The sequence below is a fragment of the Pseudomonas sp. LBUM1676 genome, assembly GCF_059695605.1.
Window position 1 is genome coordinate 3,432,176 of record NZ_CP166777.1, and the last position, 25,517, is coordinate 3,457,692.

General features: G+C 58.8%; 20 protein-coding genes and 1 pseudogene. 16 read left to right on the top strand and 5 right to left on the bottom strand.

Annotation, left to right across the window (positions count from 1 at the left end):
* Positions 1 to 111: 111 nt before the first annotated feature.
* From salA to ACA041_RS15865, 4 genes are all read left to right on the top strand, one after another.
* The gene (gene salA / locus ACA041_RS15850) at positions 112 to 1,395 is read left to right on the top strand and encodes a salicylate 1-monooxygenase (RefSeq protein ID WP_497433444.1); all 1,284 of its coding nucleotides are present in this window, start codon (positions 112 to 114) and stop codon (positions 1,393 to 1,395) included.
* A gap of 75 nt (positions 1,396 to 1,470) precedes the next feature.
* On the top strand, positions 1,471 to 2,409 hold the full coding sequence (gene catA / locus ACA041_RS15855) for a catechol 1,2-dioxygenase (protein WP_497433449.1): 939 nt from the start codon (positions 1,471 to 1,473) through the stop codon (positions 2,407 to 2,409).
* A 48-nt stretch (positions 2,410 to 2,457) separates the two neighbouring features.
* Positions 2,458 to 3,603 carry an NAD(P)-dependent alcohol dehydrogenase gene (locus tag ACA041_RS15860; protein WP_497433456.1) on the top strand — a complete coding sequence of 382 codons (1,146 nt, stop codon included), beginning with the start codon at positions 2,458 to 2,460 and terminating at the stop codon, positions 3,601 to 3,603.
* 27 nt (positions 3,604 to 3,630) lie between these two features.
* Positions 3,631 to 5,082: an aldehyde dehydrogenase gene (locus tag ACA041_RS15865; RefSeq protein WP_497433463.1), complete on the top strand. Its 1,452-nt coding sequence runs from the start codon at positions 3,631 to 3,633 to the stop codon at positions 5,080 to 5,082.
* A gap of 84 nt (positions 5,083 to 5,166) precedes the next feature.
* On the opposite strand, the gene ACA041_RS15870 is transcribed toward ACA041_RS15865, so the two are convergent.
* The 3 genes from ACA041_RS15870 to ACA041_RS15880 all read right to left on the bottom strand — a co-directional run bounded on the left by ACA041_RS15870 (position 5,167) and on the right by ACA041_RS15880 (position 8,579).
* Positions 5,167 to 6,441 carry an MFS transporter gene (locus ACA041_RS15870; RefSeq protein ID WP_497433469.1) on the bottom strand — a complete coding sequence of 425 codons (1,275 nt, stop codon included), beginning with the start codon at positions 6,439 to 6,441 and terminating at the stop codon, positions 5,167 to 5,169.
* Between the two features lie 55 nt (positions 6,442 to 6,496).
* On the bottom strand, positions 6,497 to 7,651 hold the full coding sequence (locus tag ACA041_RS15875) for an acyl-CoA dehydrogenase family protein (protein WP_497433474.1): 1,155 nt from the start codon (positions 7,649 to 7,651) through the stop codon (positions 6,497 to 6,499).
* A gap of 61 nt (positions 7,652 to 7,712) precedes the next feature.
* Entirely contained in the window at positions 7,713 to 8,579 is an 867-nt protein-coding gene (locus ACA041_RS15880) for an IclR family transcriptional regulator (protein WP_048728982.1), read from the bottom strand.
* A gap of 237 nt (positions 8,580 to 8,816) precedes the next feature.
* Here ACA041_RS15880 and ACA041_RS15885 point away from each other — a divergent pair, with 237 nt between their 5' ends.
* The 6 genes from ACA041_RS15885 to ACA041_RS15910 are packed head-to-tail and all read left to right on the top strand — an operon-like array spanning position 8,817 to position 15,411.
* Entirely contained in the window at positions 8,817 to 9,602 is a 786-nt protein-coding gene (locus ACA041_RS15885) for an enoyl-CoA hydratase (protein ID WP_497433477.1), read from the top strand.
* A gap of 3 nt (positions 9,603 to 9,605) precedes the next feature.
* Complete coding sequence (locus ACA041_RS15890) at positions 9,606 to 11,135, top strand: 3-hydroxyacyl-CoA dehydrogenase (RefSeq protein ID WP_497433480.1); 1,530 nt, start codon at positions 9,606 to 9,608, stop codon at positions 11,133 to 11,135.
* A gap of 24 nt (positions 11,136 to 11,159) precedes the next feature.
* Entirely contained in the window at positions 11,160 to 12,362 is a 1,203-nt protein-coding gene (locus ACA041_RS15895; RefSeq protein ID WP_497433483.1) for a 3-oxoadipyl-CoA thiolase, read from the top strand.
* A gap of 24 nt (positions 12,363 to 12,386) precedes the next feature.
* A complete protein-coding gene (locus ACA041_RS15900) occupies positions 12,387 to 13,625 on the top strand; it encodes a CaiB/BaiF CoA transferase family protein (protein WP_497433488.1) in 1,239 nt (412 codons plus the stop codon).
* 60 nt (positions 13,626 to 13,685) lie between these two features.
* Complete coding sequence (locus ACA041_RS15905) at positions 13,686 to 14,450, top strand: electron transfer flavoprotein subunit beta/FixA family protein (protein ID WP_497433493.1); 765 nt, start codon at positions 13,686 to 13,688, stop codon at positions 14,448 to 14,450.
* A gap of 16 nt (positions 14,451 to 14,466) precedes the next feature.
* Positions 14,467 to 15,411 carry an electron transfer flavoprotein subunit alpha/FixB family protein gene (locus ACA041_RS15910; RefSeq protein ID WP_497433498.1) on the top strand — a complete coding sequence of 315 codons (945 nt, stop codon included), beginning with the start codon at positions 14,467 to 14,469 and terminating at the stop codon, positions 15,409 to 15,411.
* 50 nt (positions 15,412 to 15,461) lie between these two features.
* On the opposite strand, the gene ACA041_RS15915 is transcribed toward ACA041_RS15910, so the two are convergent.
* A complete protein-coding gene (locus ACA041_RS15915; RefSeq protein WP_497433503.1) occupies positions 15,462 to 17,330 on the bottom strand; it encodes a sigma-54-dependent Fis family transcriptional regulator in 1,869 nt (622 codons plus the stop codon).
* Positions 17,331 to 17,642: 312 nt separating this feature from the next.
* Here ACA041_RS15915 and ACA041_RS15920 point away from each other — a divergent pair, with 312 nt between their 5' ends.
* The 6 genes from ACA041_RS15920 (at position 17,643) to ACA041_RS15945 (ending at position 25,192) form a co-directional block, all read left to right on the top strand.
* The gene (locus ACA041_RS15920) at positions 17,643 to 18,443 is read left to right on the top strand and encodes an SDR family NAD(P)-dependent oxidoreductase (protein WP_497433508.1); all 801 of its coding nucleotides are present in this window, start codon (positions 17,643 to 17,645) and stop codon (positions 18,441 to 18,443) included.
* Between the two features lie 139 nt (positions 18,444 to 18,582).
* Complete coding sequence (locus ACA041_RS15925; protein WP_497433511.1) at positions 18,583 to 20,262, top strand: flavin-containing monooxygenase; 1,680 nt, start codon at positions 18,583 to 18,585, stop codon at positions 20,260 to 20,262.
* Positions 20,259 to 21,707, top strand: a complete 1,449-nt coding sequence (gabD, locus tag ACA041_RS15930) for an NADP-dependent succinate-semialdehyde dehydrogenase (protein ID WP_497433517.1) — start codon at positions 20,259 to 20,261, stop codon at positions 21,705 to 21,707. Before ACA041_RS15925 ends, gabD begins: the two co-directional genes overlap by 4 nt.
* 112 nt (positions 21,708 to 21,819) lie before the next feature.
* The gene (locus ACA041_RS15935) at positions 21,820 to 23,151 is read left to right on the top strand and encodes a carbohydrate porin (protein WP_497433521.1); all 1,332 of its coding nucleotides are present in this window, start codon (positions 21,820 to 21,822) and stop codon (positions 23,149 to 23,151) included.
* A gap of 59 nt (positions 23,152 to 23,210) precedes the next feature.
* A complete protein-coding gene (locus tag ACA041_RS15940) occupies positions 23,211 to 23,993 on the top strand; it encodes a (S)-acetoin forming diacetyl reductase (protein ID WP_497433524.1) in 783 nt (260 codons plus the stop codon).
* Positions 23,994 to 24,067: 74 nt separating this feature from the next.
* Complete coding sequence (locus ACA041_RS15945; RefSeq protein WP_497433527.1) at positions 24,068 to 25,192, top strand: glycerol dehydrogenase; 1,125 nt, start codon at positions 24,068 to 24,070, stop codon at positions 25,190 to 25,192.
* A 114-nt stretch (positions 25,193 to 25,306) separates the two neighbouring features.
* On the opposite strand, the pseudogene ACA041_RS15950 reads toward ACA041_RS15945, so the two are convergent.
* Positions 25,307 to 25,507: pseudogene (locus tag ACA041_RS15950) on the bottom strand (S-(hydroxymethyl)glutathione dehydrogenase); the annotation flags it as partial.
* Positions 25,508 to 25,517: the final 10 nt, after the last annotated feature.

Here is a 25,517-nt window from a genome sequence, read left to right on the forward strand (position 1 = left end):
TAGTATTCACGTTGGTGATGGTCAATATGGTATTTGCGGTATTTATCAATAGCGCTCGGTTGGCGATGATTTGGCTACACCAATAACAATCAGCCTCATGGGTAACTTGCTATGCGTACTTCTCAATCCAAACTGCAAATCGGTATTGTTGGCGGCGGTATTGCCGGCGTGGCTCTGGCCCTGGACCTGTGCCGTCATTTCCACCTGAACGTGCAGTTGTTCGAAGCAGCTCCTGCCTTTGGCGAGGTCGGAGCGGGTGTTTCATTCGGCGCCAACGCTGTTCGAGCCATCGCGGGTCTGGGTATTGCCGAACCCTACCGCAAGATTGCCGACCAGACGCAGGATCCGTGGCAGGACATCTGGTTCGAATGGCGTCGTGGTGAAGATGCCGGTTATTTGGGCGCAAGCCTGGCTGAAGGGGTAGGGCAGTCTTCGGTACACCGTGCTGACTTCCTCGATGCTCTGGCCAGTCAGTTGCCCGAAGGGATCGCCCAGTTCGGCAAGCGCGCCGTCAGCGTGGAGCAGGATGCGGGACAGGCCCGGGTACTGTTCACTGATGGCACCGAGCATCGCTGCGATCTGTTGATCGCCGCGGACGGTATCAAGTCTTCAATTCGTGATCATGTTCTTACCGGTCTTGGCCAACCCCTGGTGGCACCGCGTTTCAGTGGTACTTGCGCCTACCGAGGGATGATCGACAGCCAACAGCTGCGTGCAGCCTACCGGGCTCGGGGTGTTGATGAGCATTTGGTCGACGTCCCGCAGATGTACCTGGGGCTTGATGCTCATATCCTGACATTCCCCGTCAAACAAGGTCGGCTTATCAACGTTGTGGCCTTCATTTCCGATCGCAGTCGCCCTGATCCAACCTGGCCAAGCGATTGTCCGTGGGTGCGCAATGCCAGCCAGGAAGAAATGCTCTCTGCCTTCAATCATTGGGGAGACGCTGCACGGGTGCTGCTCGAATGCATTCCGGCACCTACCCTTTGGGCACTGCATGAGCTCGATGAGTTGCCAGGCTACGTGCACGGTCGCGTCGGGCTGATCGGCGATGCCGCGCATGCCATGTTGCCGCACCAGGGTGCCGGCGCAGGTCAGGGCCTGGAAGACGCCTGGCTTCTGGCCCGATTGCTGGCCGACCCGCAGGTTTTGGACAGCCAGCCACAAGCGGTGCTTGCGGCTTACGACGCAATCCGTCGTCCACGTGCCTGCCGTGTGCAGCGTACTTCCTGGGAAGCCGGGGAGCTGTATGAACTGCGTGATCCAGCTGTAGCCGGTGACGAAAAACTGCTGGGCAAGACCCTCGCAGAGCGGTTCGACTGGCTGTGGAATCACGACATGCAGTCCGACCTTCAAGAGGCTCGTGCCCAATTGGGTTGGCGAGCGCTCGCCTGACGAACCGACATGCACGCAGAGAGCCTCCAGCGGCTCTCTTCGTTCGTGAATACCAATAAGATCCGGTGAATCAAAATGACAGTGAAAATTTCGCAACTGCCGAAACTGCAGCAATTTTTCCGACAAGCCTCGGGCCTGGACAACAACGAAGGCGATCCACGCCGCAAGCAGATCGTTTTACGTTTGCTGCAGGAAGTCGCCCAAGTGATCGAAGATCTGCAGATCAGCGACGATGAATTCTGGGGGGCGGTGGACTACGTCAACCGCTTGGGTGCCAAAAACGAAGCAGGATTGTTGGTCGCCGGGCTAGGCATCGAACATTTCCTCGATCTGCTGGCCGATGCCAGGGATGCCGAAGCGGGTCGTACCGGTGGCACACCGCGGACGATTGAAGGTCCGTTGTACGTAGCAGGCGCCCCACTGTGTGAGTACCAAACTCGAATGGATGATGGAAGCGAGGACGGCACAGCAACGGTGATGTTTCTGGAGGGGCGCGTCACCGACTTGAACGGTCAGCCGATCGCGGGAGCCACCGTTGACTTGTGGCAAGCCAACACCCAGGGCAACTACTCATACTTCGACAAGAGCCAGTCTGAATTCAATTTGCGCCGCCGGATTCTCACGGACGCCACTGGTTGCTATCGGGCTCGCAGCATCGTGCCTTCAGGGTACGGTTGCGATCCGGCCGGCCCTACTCAGGAATGCCTCGATCAGTTGGGTCGCCACGGCCAGCGACCTGCGCATATCCACTTTTTCATCTCTGCCCCGGGGCATGAACATCTGACCACGCAGATCAACCTGTCGAATGACAAGTACCTGTGGGACGACTTCGCCTACGCGACACGCGACGGACTGATTGGCGATGTCAGTTTCGTCGATGACGAGGCACGGGCCGCATCCATGGGCGTGGCGGGACGCTTTGCCGAGATGACGTTCAATTTCAGCCTGCGTCCGGCCGCGAGCGTTGAAGCAGCCCATCGCAGCCAACGCCCGCGAGCGTTGCAGTCTACCTGACAAGCCGACGTTTTCTCGGCTTTGACGAACCACTTCAAGGAGACAACGATGTCCCGGACCGATGCACAATCGATGAACATCCGCGCCGCAGTGCTGCGCACCTCCGGAGCCCCATTGCAGATTGAGGATGTCCTGCTCGAGGCTCCTCGACCTACCGAAGTGCGCGTCCGTGTGGTCGCCACAGGCGTCTGCCACACGGACATGGTGGTGCGAGACCAGCTGTTTCCTACACCACTGCCGATCATTCTCGGCCATGAAGGTGCGGGTGTCGTGGATGCGGTCGGTTCTGCAGTCACCACGGTACAACCGGGCGATCACGTGGTGATGACGTACATGTCATGCGGCCTTTGCCTGCCATGCGAAACGGGCCACCCAGCCCACTGTACGCACATGCACCCGCTGAATTTCGGTGGCGGCCGACTCGATGGCAGTAGCTCCGCATGCGCATGTGGCAGCGATCACGCCATTCACGACCATTTCTTCGGCCAATCCTCGTTTTCCACTTATACGATCGCCAATGAGCGCAACGTGGTGAAGGTGGCTAAACAGGCGCCACTGGAGCTGTTGGGCCCACTGGGTTGCGGCATCCAGACGGGCGCAGGATCGGTGCTCAATGCACTCAAGGTTGAGGCCGGATCAAGCTTCGCCGCCTTTGGCGCGGGCGCGGTCGGCCTGGCGGCGGTAATGGCTGCGAAGGTCGCAGGCGTTACGACCATCATTGCTGTGGACGTCACCCCGAGTCGGCTGGAACTGGCGCGCGAACTGGGGGCCACCCATGTCATCAACAGCCGCGAAGAAGATCCGGTTCAACGTATTCAGGCCATCACCCAGGGCGGTGTCAATTACAGCCTCGAATGCTCCGGTCGCCCCGAAGTTCTGCGCCAGGCGATCGACGCACTCACCACGCTTGGTACCTGTGGCATCGTCGGCGCAACCAAAGTCGGCACCGAGGTGGCCTTCAATATCAATGACGTGATGATTCCCGGCAAGCGGATCATGGGCATCGTCCAAGGCGATGTTGTTGCCAATGCCTTTATTCCAAAGCTGGTTGATCTCTATCTGCAGGGCCGATTCCCCTTCGACAAGCTTTGCAAGTTTTACGCGTTCGATGAGGTGAACCAGGCGATGGCCGATAGCGAGCGCGGTGTCACCATCAAACCGATCCTTCGCATGCCAGTCCCTGCTTCGGTCTGACTTTTTCCATTTTTAAAGGAACCCGCAATGACCGTTCAACTCGTGATAGACAATCAAAAACTCGACGCCTCCAATGGCAAGACTTTCCAACGTGTCGATCCGCTCAGTGCCGCGACCGTGAGCGTGGGGGCAGCCTGCAGCGTCGAGGATGCCATCCGTGCCGCCGAATCTTCCCAGCGCGCTTTCCGGACGTGGTCTAGAACCGGCCCAACGGAGCGCCGACGTATTCTGCTGGCGGCAGCTGATGCCTTGGAATCGAAAATGGCGCAATTCTGCTCGGTCATGGCCGAGGAGATTGGCGCTTCGCAACTGTGGGCACAATTCAACGTGGGCGCATCGGCCAACCTGCTGCGTGAAGCTGCGGCCCTGACCACACAAATCAAAGGCGAAACCATTCCTACCGACAAGCCAGGCGCTCTGTCGATGACGTTGCGCCAGCCGGTGGGCGCGGTACTGAGCATCGTGCCCTGGAATGGTCCGGTTATCCTTGGCGCACGCGCCATTGCCTACCCACTGGCGTGTGGCAACACGGTGATTTTCAAGGGTTCGGAAAGCAGCCCACGTACGCATGCATTGCTGGCGGAAGCGTTCTACGATGCCGGTCTGCCTGCGGGCGTGTTGAACTTTCTGATCAGCGCGCCAGAGGACGCGTCTGCCGTGACTGAAGCGCTGGTAGCGCATGACATTGTGCGTCGAGTGAATTTCACCGGCTCGACCAAGGTCGGCCGTATGATTGCCCAGACCTGTGCCAGTCATCTCAAGCGCTGCCTCCTGGAGCTAGGCGGCAAAGCCCCTTTCATTGTTCTGGATGACGCGGATATCGACGGGGCAGTCAACGCTGCCGTTTTCGGAGCATTCCTTTACCAGGGACAAATCTGCATGTCGACCGAGCGTTTCGTGGTCGATGAAGCGGTTGCCGACCAATTCGTTTCCCGTTTCGCAGAACGCGTGCGGTCGCTGGAGACCGGCGTGCCATCTACGACTCCAAGCTGCGTGATTGGCCCGATGATCGGCCAAGGCTCGGTCCAACGGATCAACCATTTACTCGACGACGCCATTGGCAAGGGTGCTGACATCGTTGCTGGCGGCCTGGCGGAAAATGCCCTGATGGGCCCGACACTGGTCGATCGGGTGACCCGTGAGATGTCGATCTACGACGAAGAGACCTTTGGCCCGGTGACAACGATCGTCCGGGTAAAAGGCGCCGAGCAGGCGCTGCAGGTGGCCAACGACACCGCCTACGGTCTTTCCTCCTCAATATTCAGTCGCGATGTCACACGGGCATTGGAGTTGGCGAGCCGACTGGATGCCGGCTGCGTTCACATCAATGGTGCCACCGTGCAAAACGAACCGCAGGCCCCCTACGGTGGAATGAAGAAAAGCGGTTACGGCCGCTTCGATGGCAGCGCAGTCATCGAGGAGTTTACCGAGGTCAAGTGGGTCACGGTTGAACCCTCCAACCAGCCTTATCCATTCTGAGTCTTAAGCCGGCGCGTAATGCGCCGGTTTTTTTGTATTCGAGTACTACCGCCGCACCGCCAGGCCTCGATGTATTACAAGGCGCTACTGCCTTTGCGGGTCGAACTGCTTATCCCTGATAAACAGCGCTGGAATCACGCCACAGATGAAGTAGGCCGCGCCCATGACCAGAAAACCCACACCTATCGAACCATGGGAGGCGAGAAAGCCGATAGCGGCCGGAGCAATGGCTGCCCCCAGACGCCCGATATTGTAGGCACCGCCCACGGCAGATCCACGAAATTTGGCTTCGAAGCTTTCGGTCATGTACGTGGCGTTCACGCCGTAGGGAATACCGTACAAAAAGCCGAACACCACCAGCATCCAGAGTATGTTTTCCTGGCTTTGGAACAGCACGATCACCGGCAGAAACACCGCCGTTCCCAGTGCGCCAAAGGCGAATACGCTTCTACGTCCAACGCGGTCGGCAGCCATGCCAGCGAGAATTTTGCCGAGGATCATGGCGGCATAAGTGCCTACCATGTAGCCGGTCATGGACTTGAGGTTCATGCCCAGCTCACTCTCCAGGTAGGTCGGCAGCCAGTTGTTCACTCCGTAGTAGCCGAACTGCAGGAAACCGGCAGTCAGCGCCCAGCAGAAAAACATCCGGCGCGCCTGCGGATCGCTGAAAATCTGCTTGTACATGCTGTCGCGCTTCACCACTGACCCCTGACGGATTCCCGCGAGTTTTTCTTTGGCTCGCTCGGCCTGGGCGTTGAGCCAGGCCTGTGGTTCCGGCACGAAACGTTGCATCACCAGAGCAAGGATCACTGGGATAATCGCGATGTAGAATAGCCAGCGCCAACCATGGACCGGCAAGATCCAGCCAGCCAGCAGGGTCGCGACAATGTAGCCCACAGACCAACCGGCCTGGAGGGTGCCAAGCACGGTGGTGCGATAACGGGTAGGGACGTACTCGGACATCAGGGTATTGCACGCCACATACAACGCGCCGATTCCCAATGAACCCAGGAACCGGATAGTTGCGAACTGCCAGTAGGTTTGTGTCAGGCCCAGGGCGGCTGTGCCGACGGAGAACAGCAAAATACTCCAGACCACGGTTTTCACTCGGCCGAACCTGTCACACGCCCAGCCACCGTAGATTCCGCCGATCGCCATCCCGGCCAAGGTGAAACTGCCCAGGCTGCCGGCCTCTACGTTGGTGAGGCCAAACTCAGCCTTCAGGCTATTGAGGCTGTACGACAGCAACATCAAATCGGCGCCGTCGATTAATAAGCCGAGAAAACAAAAAATAAAGACCAGTACCCAAGTACTGGACTTGGCGTGCGCAGTCGCGCTTGCCTGAGCAGCAGCGTCCATAGAGTTACCTTATTGTATTTATGGGGTGGAACTGGAGCAGGGAAGGGCGTTTGCCTCAGCCTTGAGCGTCGCGAATCATGTTTCGCGCAATCACGATCTGTTGGATCTGAGTGGTGCCTTCATAGATGCGGAACAGGCGCACATCGCGGTAGAAGCGCTCAATGGCGTATTCGCTGACGTAGCCGGCGCCGCCATGGATCTGCACGCAGCGATCGGCAACGCGGCCGCACATTTCCGTAGAGAACATCTTGGCGCACGAGGCTTCGGTGCTCACGTTGTGGCCATCGTCGCGTTTGCGGGCAGCATCCAGGACCATACAGCGGCTGGCGTAGATTTCCGCTTTGCTGTCGGCCAGCATCGCCTGGATCAGTTGGAACTCTGCGATAGGTTTGCCGAATTGTTTGCGTTCCAGCGCATAGCGCAGGGCATCGTCGAGCATCCGCTCAGCCGCCCCCACACTCAAGGCCGCGATGTGCAGGCGGCCCTTGTCGAGGACTTTCATGGCGGTCTTGAAGCCCACGCCTTCGACACCGCCGATCAATTGGTTGGCTGGCACCCGGGCGTTTTGAAAGATGACATCACAGGTATGGGCGCCTTTGTGGCCCATCTTGTGGTCGGGTTTGCCCAGGGATACACCTGGCGTGCCGCGCTCGACGATAAACGCACTGATACCGCCAGCGCCCTTGATTTGGGTGCTCGTACGGGCCATCACGGTATAGATGCCGGCATGTGGGGCGTTGGTAATGAAACGCTTGGTGCCATTGAGGATGTAACTGTCGCCGTCCCGCACGGCGCTGGTTTTGAGCGAGGCGGCGTCAGACCCGGCATCGGGTTCAGTGAGGCAGAAGGAACTGAGCAACTCGCCACTGGCTAGCTTGGGCAAGTAATGCTGTTTCTGTTCTTCGGTGCCATCCAGGAGGATACCGATGGAGCCAATCCCGTTGTTGGTGCCGATGTAGGAGCGAAATGCCGGGGACGTGCGCCCCAACTCAAAGGCGATATTCACCTCTTCTTCCATGGTGACGCCTAACCCGCCAAACTCTTCCGGCAGCGTCAGGCCAAACAGACCCATGGCTTGCATCTGTTCGACGATGTCCTGGGGAATCGCGTCGGTGTCAGCCACCTCGTTTTCGCGAGGGATCAGCACTTCGCCGACAAACTGACGAAGGGAGTCCAGCAGGATTTGCAGGGTTTCGGTATCACGGATCATGTGCGCTCCTAACGCTCGCGGGCGAGCGGTTCTTTTATTAGGGCGCCGTTACTCCGTTGCGTCAGCGAGCAGCGGCGCCAATGTTGTTAACCATGTTGATCAGGCGAGGCCCGATATCGTCCATCAGTCGTTCACGTGGCAGCTGAAAACTCGGCCCGCCGCAGTTGAAGGTCAGCAAGCCGTACTGCGGATGCAGCAGCGGTACCGCCACCGAGTTCACGTCGCGATGCCACTCGCCGATCGACAGGCAGAAGCCATAGTCGGCGTAATCCCGGAATGCCCGGTCCAGCCCTTTGCGAATGGTTGGCCACTGCTCCGATTCGCGCTGGCGGATGTGGTCGAGCAGAAACTCCCGCTCGGTTTCGGGCATTGCGGCCAGGCAAGCGCGGCCTACCGAGCTCTGTGCCAGTGGCAAGTAGCTGCCGGTCTGGCGACGCATGGTCATGTTGCCCTGACCCTGAACCACATCCAGGTACACCATCTGCAGGCGATCGCGGGATGCCATGGCGACGGCCGCCTGCGCATGATTGGCCAGCTCTTCCATCAACGGATGGGCCACCGTGCGAATCGCCAGGTTCGACAGCATGGCGTAGCCAAAACCCAGCACCCCGACATCCAACTGATACTTGCCGGAATGCACTTCACGTTTGAGGCAACCCAGGCGCATCAATGTATTGGTCAGACGGGTCACAGTCGGCTTGGGCAACCCCGTCATACGTGCCAGCTCTTGATTACCCAGCACGTTGTCGCGTGGGGTAAAGCAGCGCATCAATTCCAGCCCGCGTGCCAGCGCCGTTACGAACTGGCCGCTGTTTTCGTCGTCGCTCAATGCGCTGGCGGGGTCGAGCATGCCCATCTTCAGTAGCCCGATTTCGTCCGCTCCCGTTGTCGTGTCGGCGGCCTGTTGATCTGCCTTGATGCGAGCCATGGTAGAACTCCACTTTAAAAAAATGCAAGAAAATAAAACGCGGTTTCGTCTGGCGAAATTGTATGCGCTGGCGTTTTAAAAACCAAGCGCCTTGTGTAGAGCAATCAAGGTCGCGTGTTTACTGGGGATTAAGCAGGTTTTTGCTTTTTTTGTTTACAGGCCTTTGAAAGGATACCTATGATTGATCGTAATTACGGAATCCAGTTTCGCCTGGCGAAACGATAATAAGAGGTCGATATGAACTCCCATCCAGAGCCCGTCGTGCATCTGCACATCCAAGACGATGCGGTCGCTGTCGTGCGCATTGAACGGCCCGAAGTGAAGAACGCACTTAACAGCGCCGTTCGCGAACAACTGGCAGATATCTTTCGCGCCTTGGCCGGGAATGGCAGCGTGCGGTCAATCGTCCTCACCGGCGGCGAGCAGTGCTTCGTTGCAGGGGCCGACATCCGCGAGTTTGCTCAGGCCAGCCCTGTCGAGATGTATCTTCGCCACACGGAACTCCTGTGGGACGCTATCGCTCGCTGCCCCAAACCGATCATCGCCGCAGTGAATGGGTTCGCCCTGGGCGGCGGCTGCGAACTGGCGATGCACTGCGACATTATTGTGGCGGGCCAATCGGCGCGCTTCGGCCAACCCGAGGTCAAGCTAGGCCTGATGCCGGGAGCCGGTGGCACTCAACGGTTGATCCGCGCTGTCGGCAAATTCCAGGCCATGCGAATAGCACTGACAGGATGCCTGGTGCCCGCGCCAGAGGCACTCGCCATGGGCATGGTCAGCGAAGTGGTCAGTGATGAGTGCACACTGCCCCGGGCACTCGAACTGGCAGCGCAAATAGCCGCATTGCCGCCTCTGGCAGTCGCGCAGATCAAAGAAGTCATGCTGCTTGGTGCCGACCTGCCTCTGGACAGCGCATTGGCATTGGAGCGCAAGGCGTTTCAGTTGCTGTTTGATTCCAGGGATCAAAAGGAAGGCGCCAATGCGTTCCTTGAAAAACGCCAAGCTATCTTCTCTGGAGAATGACCCATGACACGTGAAATCAAACGTATGGCTGTCGTGGGCGCGGGCGTCATGGGAACGGGTATTGCCCAGATTGCGGCCCAGGCCGGCGTGGACGTCATGCTATTCGACAACCGTGAAGGTGCCGCGCAGACCGCTCGCGAAAACCTGCAACAGACCCTGGACAAGTTGGTGGCCAAAGGCAAAATTGCGGCCAGTGACGCCCACGCAACCCTTGAGCGTCTGCGTGTTGCCAGCGCATTGACTGATCTCAGCGACGTTGACGTAGTGGTGGAAGCCATCATTGAGCGCCTTGATGCCAAGCAAGCCTTGCTCGCCCAGCTTGAGGCCGTCGTTCGCGACGATTGCATTCTTGCCACCAATACTTCCTCGCTGTCAGTCACCAGCATCGCTCGCGAATGTCGCAAGCCTGAACGTGTGGCGGGGTTTCACTTCTTCAATCCGGTGCCGCTGATGAAAGTGGTGGAGGTCATTGATGGCCTGGCCAGTGATCCTCGCGTCGGTGACAGTCTGCAGGCATTGGCTGCGCGGATGGGGCACTGCGGGATTCGGGCCAAGGACACTCCCGGCTTCATCATTAATCACGCGGGGCGCGCTTACAGCACCGAAGCCTTGCAGATACTCAAGGAGGGCGTCACTGAGCCGGCCGAGATCGATCGCATTCTGCGCGAAGGCCTGGGTTTTCGCATGGGGCCGCTGGAACTGTTCGACCTGACGGCACTGGATGTTTCCCACCCAGTGATCGAATCTATTTATAACCAGTTCTACCAGGAACCCCGTTATCGGCCCGCCGCGCTGACCCGCCAAATGCTTGAGGCCGGCTATGTAGGGCGTAAGGTTGGGCGCGGTTTTTATCGCTATGCCAACGGCCAAATGGTCGACGCGCCGCAACCCCAGTCCGTGCCCGTCGTGGAGGCTATGCCACCGGTGTGGTTGGGTACCGAAAACGATGCCGACCGTGCCAGCCTCAGCGCATTGCTGGAACAACTGGGCGCCCAGGTAGAGCAGGGCGCCATTGCGTCCGATAGCGCTCTTTGCCTGCTGGCTCCCTATGGAGTTGACGCAACGCGCGCGGCGCAACGTTTTGGTGTAGACCCGACGCGCACGGTATGTATTGACCCGCTGCTGGATTGCACGCGCTACCGCACGCTGATGCTGACACCGGCAACCCGCTCCGATATGCGCAGTGCCGCCCATGCGCTGCTGGCTCGCGACGGTGTGGGCGTCAGCGTGATCAATGACAGTGTCGGCTTCGTCGCTCAGCGAGTGCTGGCGCTGATCGTCAACCTGGCGGGCGATATCGTCCAACAGCGCATTGCCAGCGTCGAAGACCTGGATGAAGGCGTACGTCGTGGGCTGGGTTACCCGCAGGGCCCGCTGGCCTGGGGCGACAGTGTCGGCGCTCAGCGCGTGCTGACCATCCTCGAACGCATGACCGAACTGACCGGTGACCCACGTTATCGCCCCGGCCCTTGGCTGCGCCGTCGCGCGGCCCTCGGCCTATCGCTGCGCCACCCGGAACCGACACTGTCCTGACCTTTCAACGCTTAGGAAACTGCCATGCTCGATGCTTATATTTTTGCGGGGTTACGTACGCCTTTCGGTCGCCATGCGGGCGCACTCGCGCCGGTACGGCCTGACGATCTTGCAGCCCATGTGATTCGGGAACTGCTTGCGCGTAATGCCATCCCTGGCGACGCTATCGAGGACGTCATCCTCGGCAATACCAATCAGGCCGGTGAGGACAGCCGCAATATCGCGCGTCACGCGGCATTGCTTGCCGGGTTGCCGGTCACTGTACCTGGGCAGACGGTCAACCGATTATGCGCCAGCGGACTGGCAGCCGTGATCGATGCAGCCCGCGCAGTCACTTGTCACGAAGGTGAGCTGTTTGTAGCAGGCGGTGTAGAGAGCATGTCGCGTGCTCCCTTCGTCATGGCCAAGGCCGAGGCCGCCTACAGCCGAGATTTTACGGTGTACGACAGCACCATCGGCGCGCGTTTTCCGAATCCGAAAATTGTTGCGCAGTTTGGTAATGACACCATGCCGCAGACCGGCGACAACGTGGCGCAGGAATACGGCATTGACCGTGAACAGGCTGACGTTTTCGCAGCCCGTTCGCAGGCCAAGTACGAAGCCGCGCGCGAAAGCGGTTTCTTTGACGATGAAATTCTGGGTGTCAACGTGCCCACTGGCCGTAAAACGCCGCCCAACCTTGTGGAGCACGATGAACACCCGCGCCCGCAATCTGACCTTGCTGCCTTGAGCCGCCTGCGACCTCTGCACGAGGGTGGCGTAGTCACTGCCGGCAATGCGTCAGGTGTCAACGACGGCGCTGCGGCGCTGCTGATCGGCACGCGTGCAGCAGGCGAGCGGCATGGCTTGGTGCCCATGGTGCGTATCCTGTCGAGCGCGGCTGCAGGTGTCGCACCTCGCATCATGGGTGTCGGCCCGGTCGAGGCGATCAATAAAGCACTGGCACGGGCAGGGCTGACCGTGGCGGACATGGACATTATTGAAATCAACGAAGCATTTGCCAGTCAGGTTCTGGGTTGCCTCAAAGGGCTCGGCGTGGCGTTCGACGATCCTCGTGTCAACCCCAATGGCGGCGCGATCGCGGTGGGCCATCCATTGGGCGCCTCCGGTGCGCGCCTGGCGCTCAGCGCTGCGCGAGCGTTGCAGCGCAACGGCAAGCGTTATGCCGTGATCAGTCTGTGTATCGGTGTTGGCCAAGGGCTGGCGATGGTGATCGAGCGTGTGTAATCGCTCAAGTAAAGGTGAAATGACATGGGTGCTTTGACTGGATACCGCGTACTCGACTTGAGCCGAGTGCTTGCAGGCCCTTGGTGTGGGCAAACGCTGGCCGACCTGGGTGCCGAAGTGATCAAGGTCGAACGGCCGGGCGTAGGCGACGATACCCGTGGTTGGGGGCCGCCCTGGATGACAGGCCAGAGCGATGAGTTGACCTCTGAAGCGTCGTATTACCAATCGACTAATCGCGGCAAGTTATCGGTAGCGTTGAATTTGGCCAGCCCTGAAGGTCAGGAATTGGTGCGTGCGTTGGCGACCGATTGCGATGTGCTGATCGAAAACTACAAAGCCGGCTCCCTGGCCAAGTACGGGTTGGATTACGCCGCGTTGTCGCAGCTCAATCCGCGACTGGTGTATTGCTCCGTCACAGGCTTCGGGCAGACTGGCCCGCGCGCGGCCGAACCAGGCTATGACTTCATCGTGCAGGGCATCGGCGGGCTGATGAGCATTACCGGCGAGCGTGATGACTTGCCGGGTGGCGGCCCGCAGAAGGTCGGCGTGGCCTTTTCCGATCTGATGACCGGCCTTTATTCCACAGTTGCCATCCAGGCGGCGTTGCTCAACCGGGAAAAAACCGGTCTAGGCCAGCACATCGATATGGCGCTACTGGACGTGCAGGTTGCAACCTTGTGCAACCAGAGCCAGAACTACCTGGCCTCGGGCAAACCACCGGGGCGTTACGGCAATGCCCACGCCAATATCGTGCCTTATCAGGTGTTCCGTGCCAGCGACCAGGACTTCATCATCGCCTGCGGCAACGACTCGCAATTCGTCGCGCTATGTGACGCCATCGGGCTGGCGCACCTGCCTGCAGACCCTCGCTTTAAACGTAACGCCGACCGTGTGGCCAATCGCGAAGCGATCATCGAGATCTTGTCACGGCACTTCCTTGAGGGGCGTGCACAGGAGTGGATTGATCTTGTCCATCCGCGTGGCGTGCCGATCGGTGCGATCAACAGCATCGCCCAGGCCCTGGATGAACCTCAGGTCAAGGCGCGCAATATGCTGGTGACGATTCCACACCCGCTGAAGGCGGACTTCGTGACGGTCGGCAGCCCGATCAAGATGTCCGGCACGCCGGTGGAATACTTGCGTCCGGCGCCGATGCTCGGTGAGCACACGGATGAAGTGCTTAAGCGTCGACTGGGGCTGGATGACGAGCGTCTGGCGCAGTTAAAGGCCAGCGGCGTGATCGAGCAACTGGGCGAGCGCTGATGTTTTTTTCTCGGTATGCCGGTGGCATGTCGGGTTCAATATTTTGCTATGGAGTTATCCATGAAAGTCCTGGTAGCCATCAAGCGGGTGGTCGACTACAACGTGAAAGTTCGCGTCAAGGCAGACAATTCCGGGGTCGATCTGGCCAACGTAAAAATGTCGATGAACCCATTCTGCGAAATCGCCGTGGAAGAAGCCGTACGCTTGAAAGAACTCTCTATAAAAGAAGGGCGCGTTGCGACTGAAATCGTCGTGGTCTCCATCGGCCCGTCCACCGCTCAAGAGCAACTGCGCACTGCGTTGGCTCTGGGTGCCGACCGCGCCATCCTCGTCGAATCCGCTGAAGATCTGACTTCCCTGGCCGTTGCCAAGCTGCTCAAAGCTGTTGTCGACAAGGAACAGCCGCAGCTGGTGATACTTGGCAAACAAGCCATCGACAGCGACAACAACCAGACTGGCCAGATGCTTGCGGCATTGAGCGGTTATGGTCAGGGCACCTTTGCTTCGAAAGTCGAAGTGTCCGGCGACAGCGTTGCCGTGACTCGCGAAATCGACGGCGGCGCGCAGACGGTTTCCCTGAAACTGCCGGCCATCGTCACCACCGACCTGCGTTTGAACGAGCCGCGTTATGCGTCCCTGCCAAACATCATGAAAGCCAAGAAGAAGCCTCTCGAAGTGCTGACTCCGGACGCTTTGGGCGTTTCCACCGCCTCCACCAACACAAACTTGAAAGTCGAAGCGCCTGCTGCACGCAGCGCGGGTATCAAGGTCAAGTCGGTGGCTGAACTGGTCGAGAAACTGAAAAACGAAGCGAAGGTGCTTTGAGTTAAGGAGCCTGATCATGACTATCTTGGTAATCGCTGAACATGACAACAAAGCGCTGGCTCCGGCCACGCTGAACACTGTTGCAGCCGCTGTTAAAATCGGCGGCGACATCCACGTGCTGGTTGCAGGCCAGGGCGCTGGCGCCGTGGCTGAAGCCGCTGCGAAGATCGCTGGCGTCGCTAAAGTGCTGCTGGCCGACGACGCCGCGTACGCTCACCAGTTGCCGGAAAACGTTGCTCCTCTGATTGCTGCTCTTGTTTCAGAGGCGGGGGACGCTGGCTACAGCCACATCCTGGCTGCCGCGACCTCCAACGGCAAAAACATCCTGCCGCGGGTTGCCGCGCAACTGGATGTTGACCAGATCTCCGAAATCATCTCGGTCGAAAGCGCTGACACTTTCAAGCGCCCGATCTACGCCGGTAACGCCATTGCTACCGTTCAATCGAACGCTGCGATCAAAGTGATCACCGTGCGTGCCACCGGTTTCGACCCGGTTGCCGCTGAAGGGGGGGCGGCGGCGGTTGAAGTCGTAGCGGCTGCGCACAACGCCGGCACTTCGAGCTTCGTTGGCGAAGAACTGGCCAAGTCCGATCGTCCGGAACTGACCGCTGCCAAGATCGTCGTTTCCGGCGGTCGCGGCATGCAGAACGGCGACAACTTCAAACACCTGTACGCCCTGGCCGACAAGCTGGGCGCTGCTGTTGGTGCTTCGCGCGCTGCGGTCGACGCAGGTTTTGTACCCAACGACATGCAGGTCGGTCAGACCGGCAAGATCGTTGCTCCACAGCTGTACATTGCCGTCGGTATCTCCGGCGCGATCCAGCACCTGGCCGGCATGAAAGACTCCAAGGTGATCGTTGCGATCAACAGGGACGAAGAAGCACCGATCTTCCAGGTGGCCGATTACGGCCTGGTGGCGGACTTGTTCGAGGCCGTACCCGAGTTGGAAAAAGCCCTTTAAGCTCTAGATGACAACACCAGGCGTCCGGTACAGGCGACGTCTGGTGAATACTAATTGTAGGAGCCTTTGCCCGGCATTTTGATCCCGTGCAGATTAACCTTGCGATACAGGGTTGCACGCGAAATCCCCAGTTCCTGCGCTGCCAGTATCGGCTTCCAGCGGTTGCGCACCAGCGTATCGATCAAGGCCTGGCGTTCGGGACTTCCAGAGACGGTGTCCATCCCTTTGGTTGGCGCACTCACGCTCAAGGTCGCCGGCAGATCCTCCACCCCAATCACCTGGCTCTTGCACACTGCACAGGCGTAGCGCAGCACATGATGCAACTGCCGCATATTGCCGGGCCAACTGAAGTTCAAAAGCATTTCCAGCGCGGCTTCGCTTAATTGCAGTCGCTCACCAGAGCGTTTGCATTCTTCGTCCAGCAGCTTGGTGACCAGGGCCAATTTATCCCTGCGTTCGCGCAGCGGCGGAATATCAAAGCGCGCGCCGCTCAAGCGAAAGAACAGGTCTTCACGAAAGTCTCCGGTTTCGACCAGAGTGGCGATGTCTCGGTGGCTGGCGCAGATGATCTCGATGTCGATCGACTGCGGTCGAGCGCCACCCAAGGGGGCCACCTCACCTTCGCTCAAGACCCTGAGTAGACGTGTCTGTAAGGTAAGCGGCATATCGCCGATTTCATCCAGAAACAAAGTACCGCCGTCAGCCTGGATCAATAGCCCGCGCATGCCTTTGCTGGACGCGCCCGTGAACGCGCCGGCGGCGTAGCCGAACAGTTCGCTCTCAATCAGGTTCTCGGGTATCGCCGCGCAGTTGATGGCGACGAAGGGCTTGTCGCGTCTTTTACTGGCCGCGTGCAGCTGCAATGCAAAATGCTCTTTGCCAGCGCCGGTTTCACCATGCAGCAATACCGGGAGCCCACGATCTTTCACCCGTACAGCCAGTTCCAGTGCATGTGCGACCTTGGGGTCGAGTGCTGACGCCAGGCTGCCTTGCACGGGTACGCTGAGGGGGCGTCGGGGGACTTTGAGGCGCACGTGCAGCCCCATTGACGGTAAGTAGTGGATGCTGTCATCACCGGCTGCAGGCAATTGCGCAGTTAAAAAGGCCTCATCGATATGCGCGGGGATCCTGCCACAGCGCTGCAACAACAGCCGTCGCGCGGCAGGGTTGAGCGCCGCGATCCGGCCATCACGGTCCCAGGCAAACAGGTACTGTGGCTGACTGTCGACGTAGCCGGGCAGGGGGTGTGCACGCAGCACCCACAGGTCTTGAGTGCTGTACATGAAGTAAGCATTTTCAATGTCGTTGGCACTCTGGATGACCATTTGCCGGATCAGATGCTGGCTGCGTCGATCATCGGGCGCGCGCACCGAAGAGACATCCAGCACCGCCAGGATCTCGCCGTTGGGGGCAAATACCGGCGCTGCCGAGCAGGTATTGCCGATGAACGCTGCGCGAAAATGGTCATGCTTGTGCACGGTGACTGGCAATTTGTCGATCAGCACGGCGCAGACAGCCGTTGTACCTTCTTCGCTTTCCGACCAGCAGGTACCCACGTCCATGCCAGAGCGCCGGTACTCGCTGCGCAGGGTTGATTCGATTCGGTAATCCACCGTGCAGCCGAGCGTGTCGGTAAGCATCACGCAGTAATCGGCATCACGCACACGGCTGTGCAGTCGCGAAATTTCGTCGGCAGCCAGGTGCAGGAAATCATCAACCCGTTCGCGGTGTTCGTTGAGCTGATGCGCCTCAAGAACCCTGGGGCCGTGCATTGAGCCAGGGTCCAGATTGTAGTGCTGAACCGAGCGGCGCCAGGAGTCGAGGATGACATTCGGCACTGGCAAGGTCGGAGCCCGTTCGGCTGTGCGCAGCACGCGATTGACATGCTCGACATGAACCTTTGATAAGCCAGAGGACATGGTACCTCCGTAGATTGGATCTTATTTTTCTGTGAGGCCCATTAAAGGCGGGATAGCCGTCCCCTTCAAGCTGTATCGGCTGGCAGGTCCCGGTGAGACATAACATCTCATTGTTCGCAGCAAGACCTGAGGACAGAGAGACGTAATGTGTTAGATCGGCCGCGCGTGACACGCAGAATTAAAATCCCAAAACCCTCTATCTCGGACCTTTCAGCCTGGTTAGTCGATCTTGGCATTCGACTTGCTCTGACTGGTTCAGCGAGCCGCATGAGACGGCTGTTTCTCAACAACAATAATGAACAGAGGCATCACATGAGCCAATTCAAAGCTGTCGATTTCTCCCTGGCAGGCAAAGTCGCCCTGGTAACGGGTGCCGGTCGAGGCATTGGCCAAGGCATCGCTCTGAGCCTGGCCCACGCTGGCGCTGATCTAATACTCGCCGACTACGACATCAACATCGCCGAAGAGGCGGCTGCCAATGTTCGCGAGCTGGGTCGCCGTGCGGTCGCCGTGCAAGTGGATGTCAGCCAGGCCGAAAGTGTTGGCAGCATGATCGAGCAAGTCAGGTCGGCGTTTGGCCGCCTGGACGTCGCCGTCAATAATGCGGGCGTAGTCAGCCTCGGCCGGGTCGATGAGTTAGCGGTCAGCGAGTGGGACCGCATCATGAATATCAATGCGCGTGGCGTCTTCTTGTGCTGCCAGGCCGAACTCAAGCTGATGCGCGAGCACAAGTTCGGCCGCATCATCAACCTGGCTTCGATTGCCGGCAAGGTCGGTTTCCCGGACCTCTCCCACTACAGCGCCTCCAAGTTCGCCGTGATCGGTTTTACCAACGCCTTTGCCAAGGAAGTTGCCCGCGAAGGCATCACGGTTAACGCCCTTTGCCCAGGTGTTGTGGGCACCGGCATGTGGCGCGGTGATGAGGGACTTTCCGCACGCTGGGCGCAACCGGGCGAAACCGAAGTGCAATCCTGGGAGCGGCATCAGTCCAGCCTGTTGCCCCAAGGGGAAGCGCAAACCGTGGAAGACATGGGCCAACTGGCGGTTTACCTGGCCTGTGCACCCCATGTCACCGGCCAGGCAATTGCCGTCGACGGCGGCTTCTCGCTTTAGTTGAAATCGCGGGCCTGCCCTGGCCCGTCAAGCACCCATTAAAGATACGTTCCCGGAGCGCTCGCCCAGGGAAACGGATACGGCTTGCCTGCAGTTTGGTTCACCTCTGCGGGCGCACTGATCGAAACAGGAGAACATAATGACAACTACAGTTCTGGCTAAACGTTCCGTTGGCACCGACGTTATCAACTACGACGCCATTGTGATCGGCGCAGGTTTCGGCGGCATTTACATGCTCAAGAAGTTGCGCGATGAATTGGGCTTGAAAGTGCGCGCCTTCGACAAGGCCGGTGGCATCGGCGGTACCTGGTTCTGGAATCGCTACCCCGGCGCGTTATCCGACAGTGAATCGTTTGTCTATTGCTTCTCCTGGGACCGCGAACTGTGCCAGGAATGGGACATCACCACACGCTACCTGACCCAGCCGCAGATCCTGTCCTACCTGAACCACGCAGTGGATCGCCACGATTTGCGCCGCGACATCCAGCTTGAAACAGGGATTACCGCCGCCGTGTTCGACGAGCAGAGCAGCCGCTGGTTGATCACGGCCGATGACGGTCATCAATACAGCGCCAAGTACCTGGTGACGGCGCTGGGCCTGTTGTCGGCAACGAATGTACCCAAGATCAAAGGCCTCGATCAATTCAAGGGGCACATGTATCACACCGCCAACTGGCCGGCAGATGCTGTGCTGGAAGGCAAACGCGTGGGTGTGATCGGCACTGGTTCGACGGGTTGCCAGGTCATCACCGCGCTCGCACCGACCGTCGGCCACCTGACCGTGTTCCAGCGCTCTGCGCAATACACCGTGCCGGTGGGCAACGGTCCGGTCAGTCGCGACTACGTCGAAGACATCAAACGCAACTATGACGCAATCTGGAAGGAGGTGCGTTCCTCGCGCTTGGCGTTCGGCTTCCCAGAAAGCGACATTCCCACCATGAGTGTGGATGCTGCTGAACGCAAAGCCATCTTCCAACGCGCCTGGGAAGGTGGCGGCGGTTTCCGCTACATGTTCCAGACCTTCAACGATATCGCCACCAGTGAAGAGGCCAATATCGAGGCGCAAAACTTCGTCCGCGAGAAAATCGCCGAGATCGTCACCGACCAAGAAACCGCACGCAAGCTCATGCCACGCGACCTGTACGCCAAGCGCCCGCTTTGCGACAGCGGCTACTACGCCACCTTCAATCGGGCCAATGTGTCGCTGGTCGACGTCAAGGCCAACCCGATTGACGAGATCACTGCCAAGGGCATTCGTACGGCAGATGGCGTCGAGCACGAGCTTGATGTGCTGGTGTTTGCCACCGGTTTTGACGCCGTAGACGGTAATTACAAGCGCATCGATATTCGCGGCCGCGATAACGTCTCGATGAAGGATCACTGGGCTGACGGCCCATCGAGCTACCTGTCGGTGGCCACCACCAAATTCCCGAATATGTTCATGATCCTGGGGCCTAACGGTCCGTTTACCAATCTTCCGCCGACGATTGAAACCGAAGTGGAGTGGGTCTCCGATCTGGTTGGGTTCATGGAGCAGAACGAGTTGGCCTGCGTGGAACCGTCTGCGCAAAGCGAGCAGGAATGGGGCAAGACCTGCCAGGACATTGCCGATCAGACGCTGTTCGCCAAGACCGACTCGTGGATCTTCGGCTCCAATATCCCCGGCAAAAGCAACAAAGTTTATTTCTACATGGGCGGCTTGGGGGCGTTCAGCGAACAATTGGCAGCGGTCAAGAACGATGACTACCGGGGCTTCAAATTCAAGGCCGTGAGTATTGATCTGGCGCAATCGCGCCGCGCTACGGAGCTCCTGAAATGAAGTTGAACAACCCTCGACTCTTGCGTCACCAAGCCTATATCGACGGTGAGTGGCTAGCCGCCGACAACGAAAGCACTATCACCGTGGTCAATCCATCGACGGGGGTGACCGTCGGCCAGGTGCCGCGCATGGGCAAGGCTGAAACACGCCGTGCTATCGAAGCGGCCGAGCGCGCGCTGCCGGCCTGGCGTGAGCTTTCTGCCAAGGCCCGCTCTAATGCGTTACGACGCTGGTACGACTTGATTATCGAAAACCAGCACGATCTGGCTCACATCATGACCCTGGAGCAGGGCAAGCCGCTGCCTGAAGCGCTGGGTGAAATTGTCTTCGGCGCGTCCTATATCGAGTGGTATGCGGAGGAGGCGAAGCGGGTCTACGGCGATATTATTGCGGGCGCAACGGACAAACGCTTGCTGGTCATCAAACAGCCCGTGGGTGTTTGCGCTGCCATTACGCCGTGGAATTTCCCCAGCGCAATGATCACCCGCAAAGCCGGGCCGGCGCTGGCCGCCGGTTGCACCATGGTCATCAAGCCTGCCTCCCAGACGCCGTTCTCGGCATTGGCGTTGGTGTACCTCGCCGAACAGGCGGGCATTCCCAAGGGGGTGCTGTCGGTGGTCACGGGCGCCGCTGCAGAGATTGCCGAGGAGCTGACCGGCAACCCGGTCGTGCGCAAGATTTCCTTCACGGGGTCCACCGAGATCGGGCGCCAGATCATGGAAAAATGTGCCCACGACATCAAGAAAGTTTCCCTGGAGCTTGGCGGCAACGCGCCCTTTATCGTGTTCGAAGATGCCGATCTGGATGCTGCCGTTGAGGGCGCACTCGCTTCGAAGTTTCGCAATGCCGGGCAGACCTGCGTCTGCGCCAATCGCCTGTATGTGCATGACAAAGTGTACGACGCCTTCGTCGACAAACTCGCTTCAGCGGTGGGCGCTCTGAAGATTGGCGATGGTTTTACCGATGGCGTCACGCTCGGCCCGCTGATAGATGGCAAGGCCGTCGCCAAGGTGCGCGAGCATATAGAGGATGCCTTGGCCAAAGGGGCCAAGGTGGTCCAGGGCGGCGGTGCGCATGCCCAGGGCGCCAATTTCTTTGAGCCCACCATCCTGGTGGACGTGCCGGACACCGCTCGGGTCGCCAAGGAAGAAACCTTCGGGCCATTGGCGCCGGTCTTCCGCTTCTTCGATGACGCCGAAGTCATCGCTAAAGCCAACGACACCGAATTCGGCCTGGCGGCGTATTTCTACACCGCAAACCTGAGCCGGGTGTTCCGTTTGGGGGAAGCGCTGGAGTACGGGATCGTCGGGGTCAACACCGGGATTATCAGTTCCGAAGCCGCACCGTTTGGTGGGGTGAAGGCATCGGGTGTCGGCCGGGAAGGCTCCAAATACGGGCTGGAGGATTACCTGGAGATCAAATACTTGTGCCTGGCCGGCATTTGAGCTGTAGCTGCCCACTTTTCAACTGATTGCTTTCTTGAGTGACCGCAGGAGCGTTGCCCTGCGGTCCAGTCAACGCTGTGTCGTAAACATAAAAACAATAGGGTAAATCGACATGAACATCGCTTGGAAATTGCCGATGGGGCTCGGGCTCCTGTCATGCATCGCCGTGCCTGCATCCGCCGACGACGCTTCCTCGAAATGGGGCACCGGAGATTGGGGAGGGGTACGCAGTGAGCTGCTGGAGCAGGGTGTTGACGTGATCGTCGGTTACGTCGGCGAAGCCGCCACCAATGTTCACGGGGGTTATGACCATGACCGCACTGCGCGCTACACCGCGCAATGGGCACTGGGCACTCACCTGGACCTGCAAAAATTGCTGGGCTGGAATGACGCCGAGTTCCAACTGCTGGTCACTGAACGCAATGGCAACAACCTCTCCAACGAGCGCGTTTCTGATCCCCGCGCGCCGCAACTCAGTTCGGTGCAAGAGGTGTGGGGCAGGGGGCAGACCTGGCGCCTGACCCAGATGTGGTACCGCCAGAAATTTTTCGACAGCGCCCTGGATCTCAAGTTTGGCCGCGTGGGCGTCAACGAAGACTTCGCCAGTTTCCCATGCGACTTCCAGAGCCTGTCTTTTTGCAGTGCACCCATCGGAAACGTCGCCGGTGATGTCTGGTACAGCGGGCCTGTGAGCCAGTGGGGCGGGCGGGTGCGCTATAACCTCGATGAACGCTGGGCGGTGCAGGTCGGGGTGTATGAGCAAAACCCGTCGAACCTCAGCACCGGCAACGGCTTCAAGCTCAGTGGCAGTGGTACCAAAGGCGCGTTGGTGCCGGTGGAGGTTATCTGGAAGCCAACAGTCGGCAAAGAAGCCTTACCAGGTGAATACCGGCTGGGTTACTACCACAGCAGTGCCAGCGCCAACGATCTGAACGACGACGTCAACGGTAACCCTCAGGTGTTGACCGGCCAGGCGCCAAAGTCGCGCAGCAGCAAACATGGCGCCTGGATCATTGGCCAACAGCAGCTCACTGCCCACAACGGCGACGCCTCACGCGGCCTGAGCGTGTTTGCCAGTTTGACCATGCACGACAAGGCCACCAGCGGCATCGAGAGTTTCCAGAATATCGGTGCGGTCTACAAAGGCCCGTTTGATGCGCGGCCCAAAGATGACATCGGCTTGGGTATCGCACGCCTCAAGGTCAACGACGACGTCACCAAGCGCCAGCGCCTGATCAATGACAGCACGGGCATCAGCGACTACGACGATCCGCAGTACGTTCCAGTGCAGCACAGCGAATACAACATCGAACTCAATTACGGCGTACACGCGACCAACTGGCTAACCGTGCGCCCGAACGTGCAGTACGTGCGCAATCCAGGCGGAGTCTACGAGGTGGACAATGCCTGGGTTGCCGGTGTGAAGCTCCAGGCAAGCTTTTGAGCCGGGGCAGGTGTGTAAGCAGTCTTTAACCCCCATCACGAATAAGAAGGAACACCAGAATGAGTAAGTCCTTGGGAAAAGTTGCTTTTGTAACCGGTGCCGGTCAAGGGATCGGAGAGGCGATTGCATTGCGCTTGGCGGCAGATGGGTTCGCCATAGCCTGCGCCGATATGAATCTTGAAACAGCCGATCAAGTGGCTGAAAAAATCAGGAAAACGGGCGGCAAAGCCTTGGCGATAAAGGTCGATGTAGCCGATCGCGAGGAAGTGTTCAAAGCCGTGCAGGCAGCGGTGGATGGCTTGGGTGACCTGCATGTGGTCATCAATAACGCAGGCATTGCGCCAATTGCTCCAATAGAAGCGATTACGCCAGAGATCTATCGGCGAACGTTCGACATCAACGTGGGTGGTGTTCTCTGGGGCATACAGGCGGCAGTAAACGCGTTCAAGGCGTTGGGTCACGGCGGCAAAATCATCAGTGCTTCGTCGCAAGCGGGTCATATCGGCAATCCCGATCTGGCAGTGTACGGCGGGACCAAGTTTGCCGTGCGTGGCATCACCCAGACAGCGGCCCGGGAATTGGCTCATTTGGGTATTACGGTAAACGCCTACTGCCCTGGCATCGTGAATACACCGATGATGCACAAGGTCGCCCAGGACGTGGCCGATAACGCCAATCAAAGCATTGAATGGGGGATGGAACAATTTGCCCAACACATCACCTTGAAGCGACTTTCCCAGCCCGAAGACGTGGCGGCCTGCGTTTCGTTCCTGTCCGGCCCTGACTCCGACTACATGACCGGTCAGGCGGTGATCATTGATGGCGGCATGGTATTTAACTGATTCGTCATCAGCGCAGAAGAATGCTCAAGTGTGTACGCGTTGAGCGTTTTGCGCATGCGACGTGAGGGAATGAGATGACTATTACCAAATGCATTGCATCGCCGGCCAAATTTCTGGTCCAGGCCGATGCGTTGGCGGATTTAGCGGTACATGGCAAAGTCTTCGGAGCCAATGCCTATTTGATCTGCGATCAATTTATCGTCGGCCGGGTTCATGAGAAAGCGATGCCGGGGTTCAAGAACGCACAACGCGCCGAGTTGGCCGTGTTTGGCGGGCAGTGTTCCGACAGTGAAATCAACAGGCACGTGGAAGCGGCGCGTGGGGCTGATTATGTCGTCGGGATAGGTGGCGGAAAAACCCTGGATACAGCCAAGGCGGCTGCACACTTCCTGGAAAAGCCCGTGTTGATCCTGCCCACTTTAGCCTCCACGGATGCGCCTTGTACGGCGATTTCAGTGATTTACAACGACGACGATACGTTTAATCGCTACTTGTTTTTATCCAGAAATCCGGACGTTGTTTTAGCCGACACACGCATTCTGGCGGAACAACCCTCGCGGTTTTTTGCGGCGGGCGTGGGTGACGGATTGGCCACGTATTTCGAGGCCCGCGCGTGTTTTGCTGCGCAACGCGACAATCTGATCCTGGGCAATGACGGCAAGATGCTCAAACCCACATTGATCGGGTTTGCGATTGCCCAAACGTGCTACGAGACCATCAAAAAGTATTCGGCCCAGGCGGCATTCGCGGTGCAGAAGAAAGCCATTACTGCCGCCCTGGAGAATACGATTGAAGCCACCATCTACATGTCCGCTGTCGGGGCCGAGTCGGGTGGTTGTGCCGCTGCGCATGCGATCCATAACGGGATGACCAACGTGCCTGATCTGCACAGCGCACAGCACGGAGAAAAGGTCGTGTTCGGCCTGTTCACCCAGCTCGTGATGGAAGCTGCGCCTATGGCTGAGATTGAGGAAGTGGTGGATATTGCGATAGCAGTCGGTTTGCCACTGACGCTTGAAGACTTGGGGCTCAAACACTTCAAGGAAGCGGAGTGGAGAAAAGTGGCCGAGTTGGCCTGCGATAAAAACGACACGATGCACAACATGCCTTTCACGGTGACGCCGGACCTGGTGTATGACGCGATCGTGGCGACTGACGCATTGTTGCATGGGTTCAAGAAACAAAAGGCAGTGCACTAGCCACTTGATTGGGTACCCGTTTTTAGGCGTCCATAGCGCTCAAACGGGTTGGCGCCGTCAATCGTTCAAACGGATTGGCGGCGTCTTTTTTTTGAGCACGGAACTGACGGTTGCCAGCGCAACGGTGTCCCCCGGTTGCACCTTGGCGGTGTTATGCACTGCGCCGGTCCCCGTAGTTACACCGCAGCCCAACAGGCATACGTGCTCAGGATTGGCGTCAGGGTTGATCTTCGCGACAGAGACTACCGCCACCACGGTGTACTCACTGAATGTCGAGCAACCCATGTAGTGATAGAGCGGCTGGCCATTATAGGCGTGCAGGGTT

Excerpts from the sequence above, each read along its gene's own strand:
- ACA041_RS15915 (WP_497433503.1), bottom strand. The coding sequence starts at position 17,330 with ATGTCCTCTGGCTTATCAAAGGTTCATGTCGAGCATGTCAATCGCGTG.
- ACA041_RS15880 (WP_048728982.1), bottom strand. The coding sequence starts at position 8,579 with ATGGCTCGCATCAAGGCAGATCAACAGGCCGCCGACACGACAACGGGA.
- ACA041_RS15920 (WP_497433508.1), top strand. The coding sequence starts at position 17,643 with ATGAGCCAATTCAAAGCTGTCGATTTCTCCCTGGCAGGCAAAGTCGCC.
- ACA041_RS15870 (WP_497433469.1), bottom strand. The coding sequence starts at position 6,441 with ATGGACGCTGCTGCTCAGGCAAGCGCGACTGCGCACGCCAAGTCCAGT.
- gabD (WP_497433517.1), top strand. The coding sequence starts at position 20,259 with ATGAAGTTGAACAACCCTCGACTCTTGCGTCACCAAGCCTATATCGAC.
- catA (WP_497433449.1), top strand. The coding sequence starts at position 1,471 with ATGACAGTGAAAATTTCGCAACTGCCGAAACTGCAGCAATTTTTCCGA.
- ACA041_RS15910 (WP_497433498.1), top strand. The coding sequence starts at position 14,467 with ATGACTATCTTGGTAATCGCTGAACATGACAACAAAGCGCTGGCTCCG.
- ACA041_RS15940 (WP_497433524.1), top strand. The coding sequence starts at position 23,211 with ATGAGTAAGTCCTTGGGAAAAGTTGCTTTTGTAACCGGTGCCGGTCAA.
- ACA041_RS15935 (WP_497433521.1), top strand. The coding sequence starts at position 21,820 with ATGAACATCGCTTGGAAATTGCCGATGGGGCTCGGGCTCCTGTCATGC.
- ACA041_RS15865 (WP_497433463.1), top strand. The coding sequence starts at position 3,631 with ATGACCGTTCAACTCGTGATAGACAATCAAAAACTCGACGCCTCCAAT.
- ACA041_RS15860 (WP_497433456.1), top strand. The coding sequence starts at position 2,458 with ATGTCCCGGACCGATGCACAATCGATGAACATCCGCGCCGCAGTGCTG.
- ACA041_RS15925 (WP_497433511.1), top strand. The coding sequence starts at position 18,583 with ATGACAACTACAGTTCTGGCTAAACGTTCCGTTGGCACCGACGTTATC.
- ACA041_RS15905 (WP_497433493.1), top strand. The coding sequence starts at position 13,686 with ATGAAAGTCCTGGTAGCCATCAAGCGGGTGGTCGACTACAACGTGAAA.
- ACA041_RS15875 (WP_497433474.1), bottom strand. The coding sequence starts at position 7,651 with ATGATCCGTGATACCGAAACCCTGCAAATCCTGCTGGACTCCCTTCGT.
- ACA041_RS15895 (WP_497433483.1), top strand. The coding sequence starts at position 11,160 with ATGCTCGATGCTTATATTTTTGCGGGGTTACGTACGCCTTTCGGTCGC.
- ACA041_RS15900 (WP_497433488.1), top strand. The coding sequence starts at position 12,387 with ATGGGTGCTTTGACTGGATACCGCGTACTCGACTTGAGCCGAGTGCTT.
- salA (WP_497433444.1), top strand. The coding sequence starts at position 112 with ATGCGTACTTCTCAATCCAAACTGCAAATCGGTATTGTTGGCGGCGGT.
- ACA041_RS15885 (WP_497433477.1), top strand. The coding sequence starts at position 8,817 with ATGAACTCCCATCCAGAGCCCGTCGTGCATCTGCACATCCAAGACGAT.
- ACA041_RS15945 (WP_497433527.1), top strand. The coding sequence starts at position 24,068 with ATGACTATTACCAAATGCATTGCATCGCCGGCCAAATTTCTGGTCCAG.
- ACA041_RS15890 (WP_497433480.1), top strand. The coding sequence starts at position 9,606 with ATGACACGTGAAATCAAACGTATGGCTGTCGTGGGCGCGGGCGTCATG.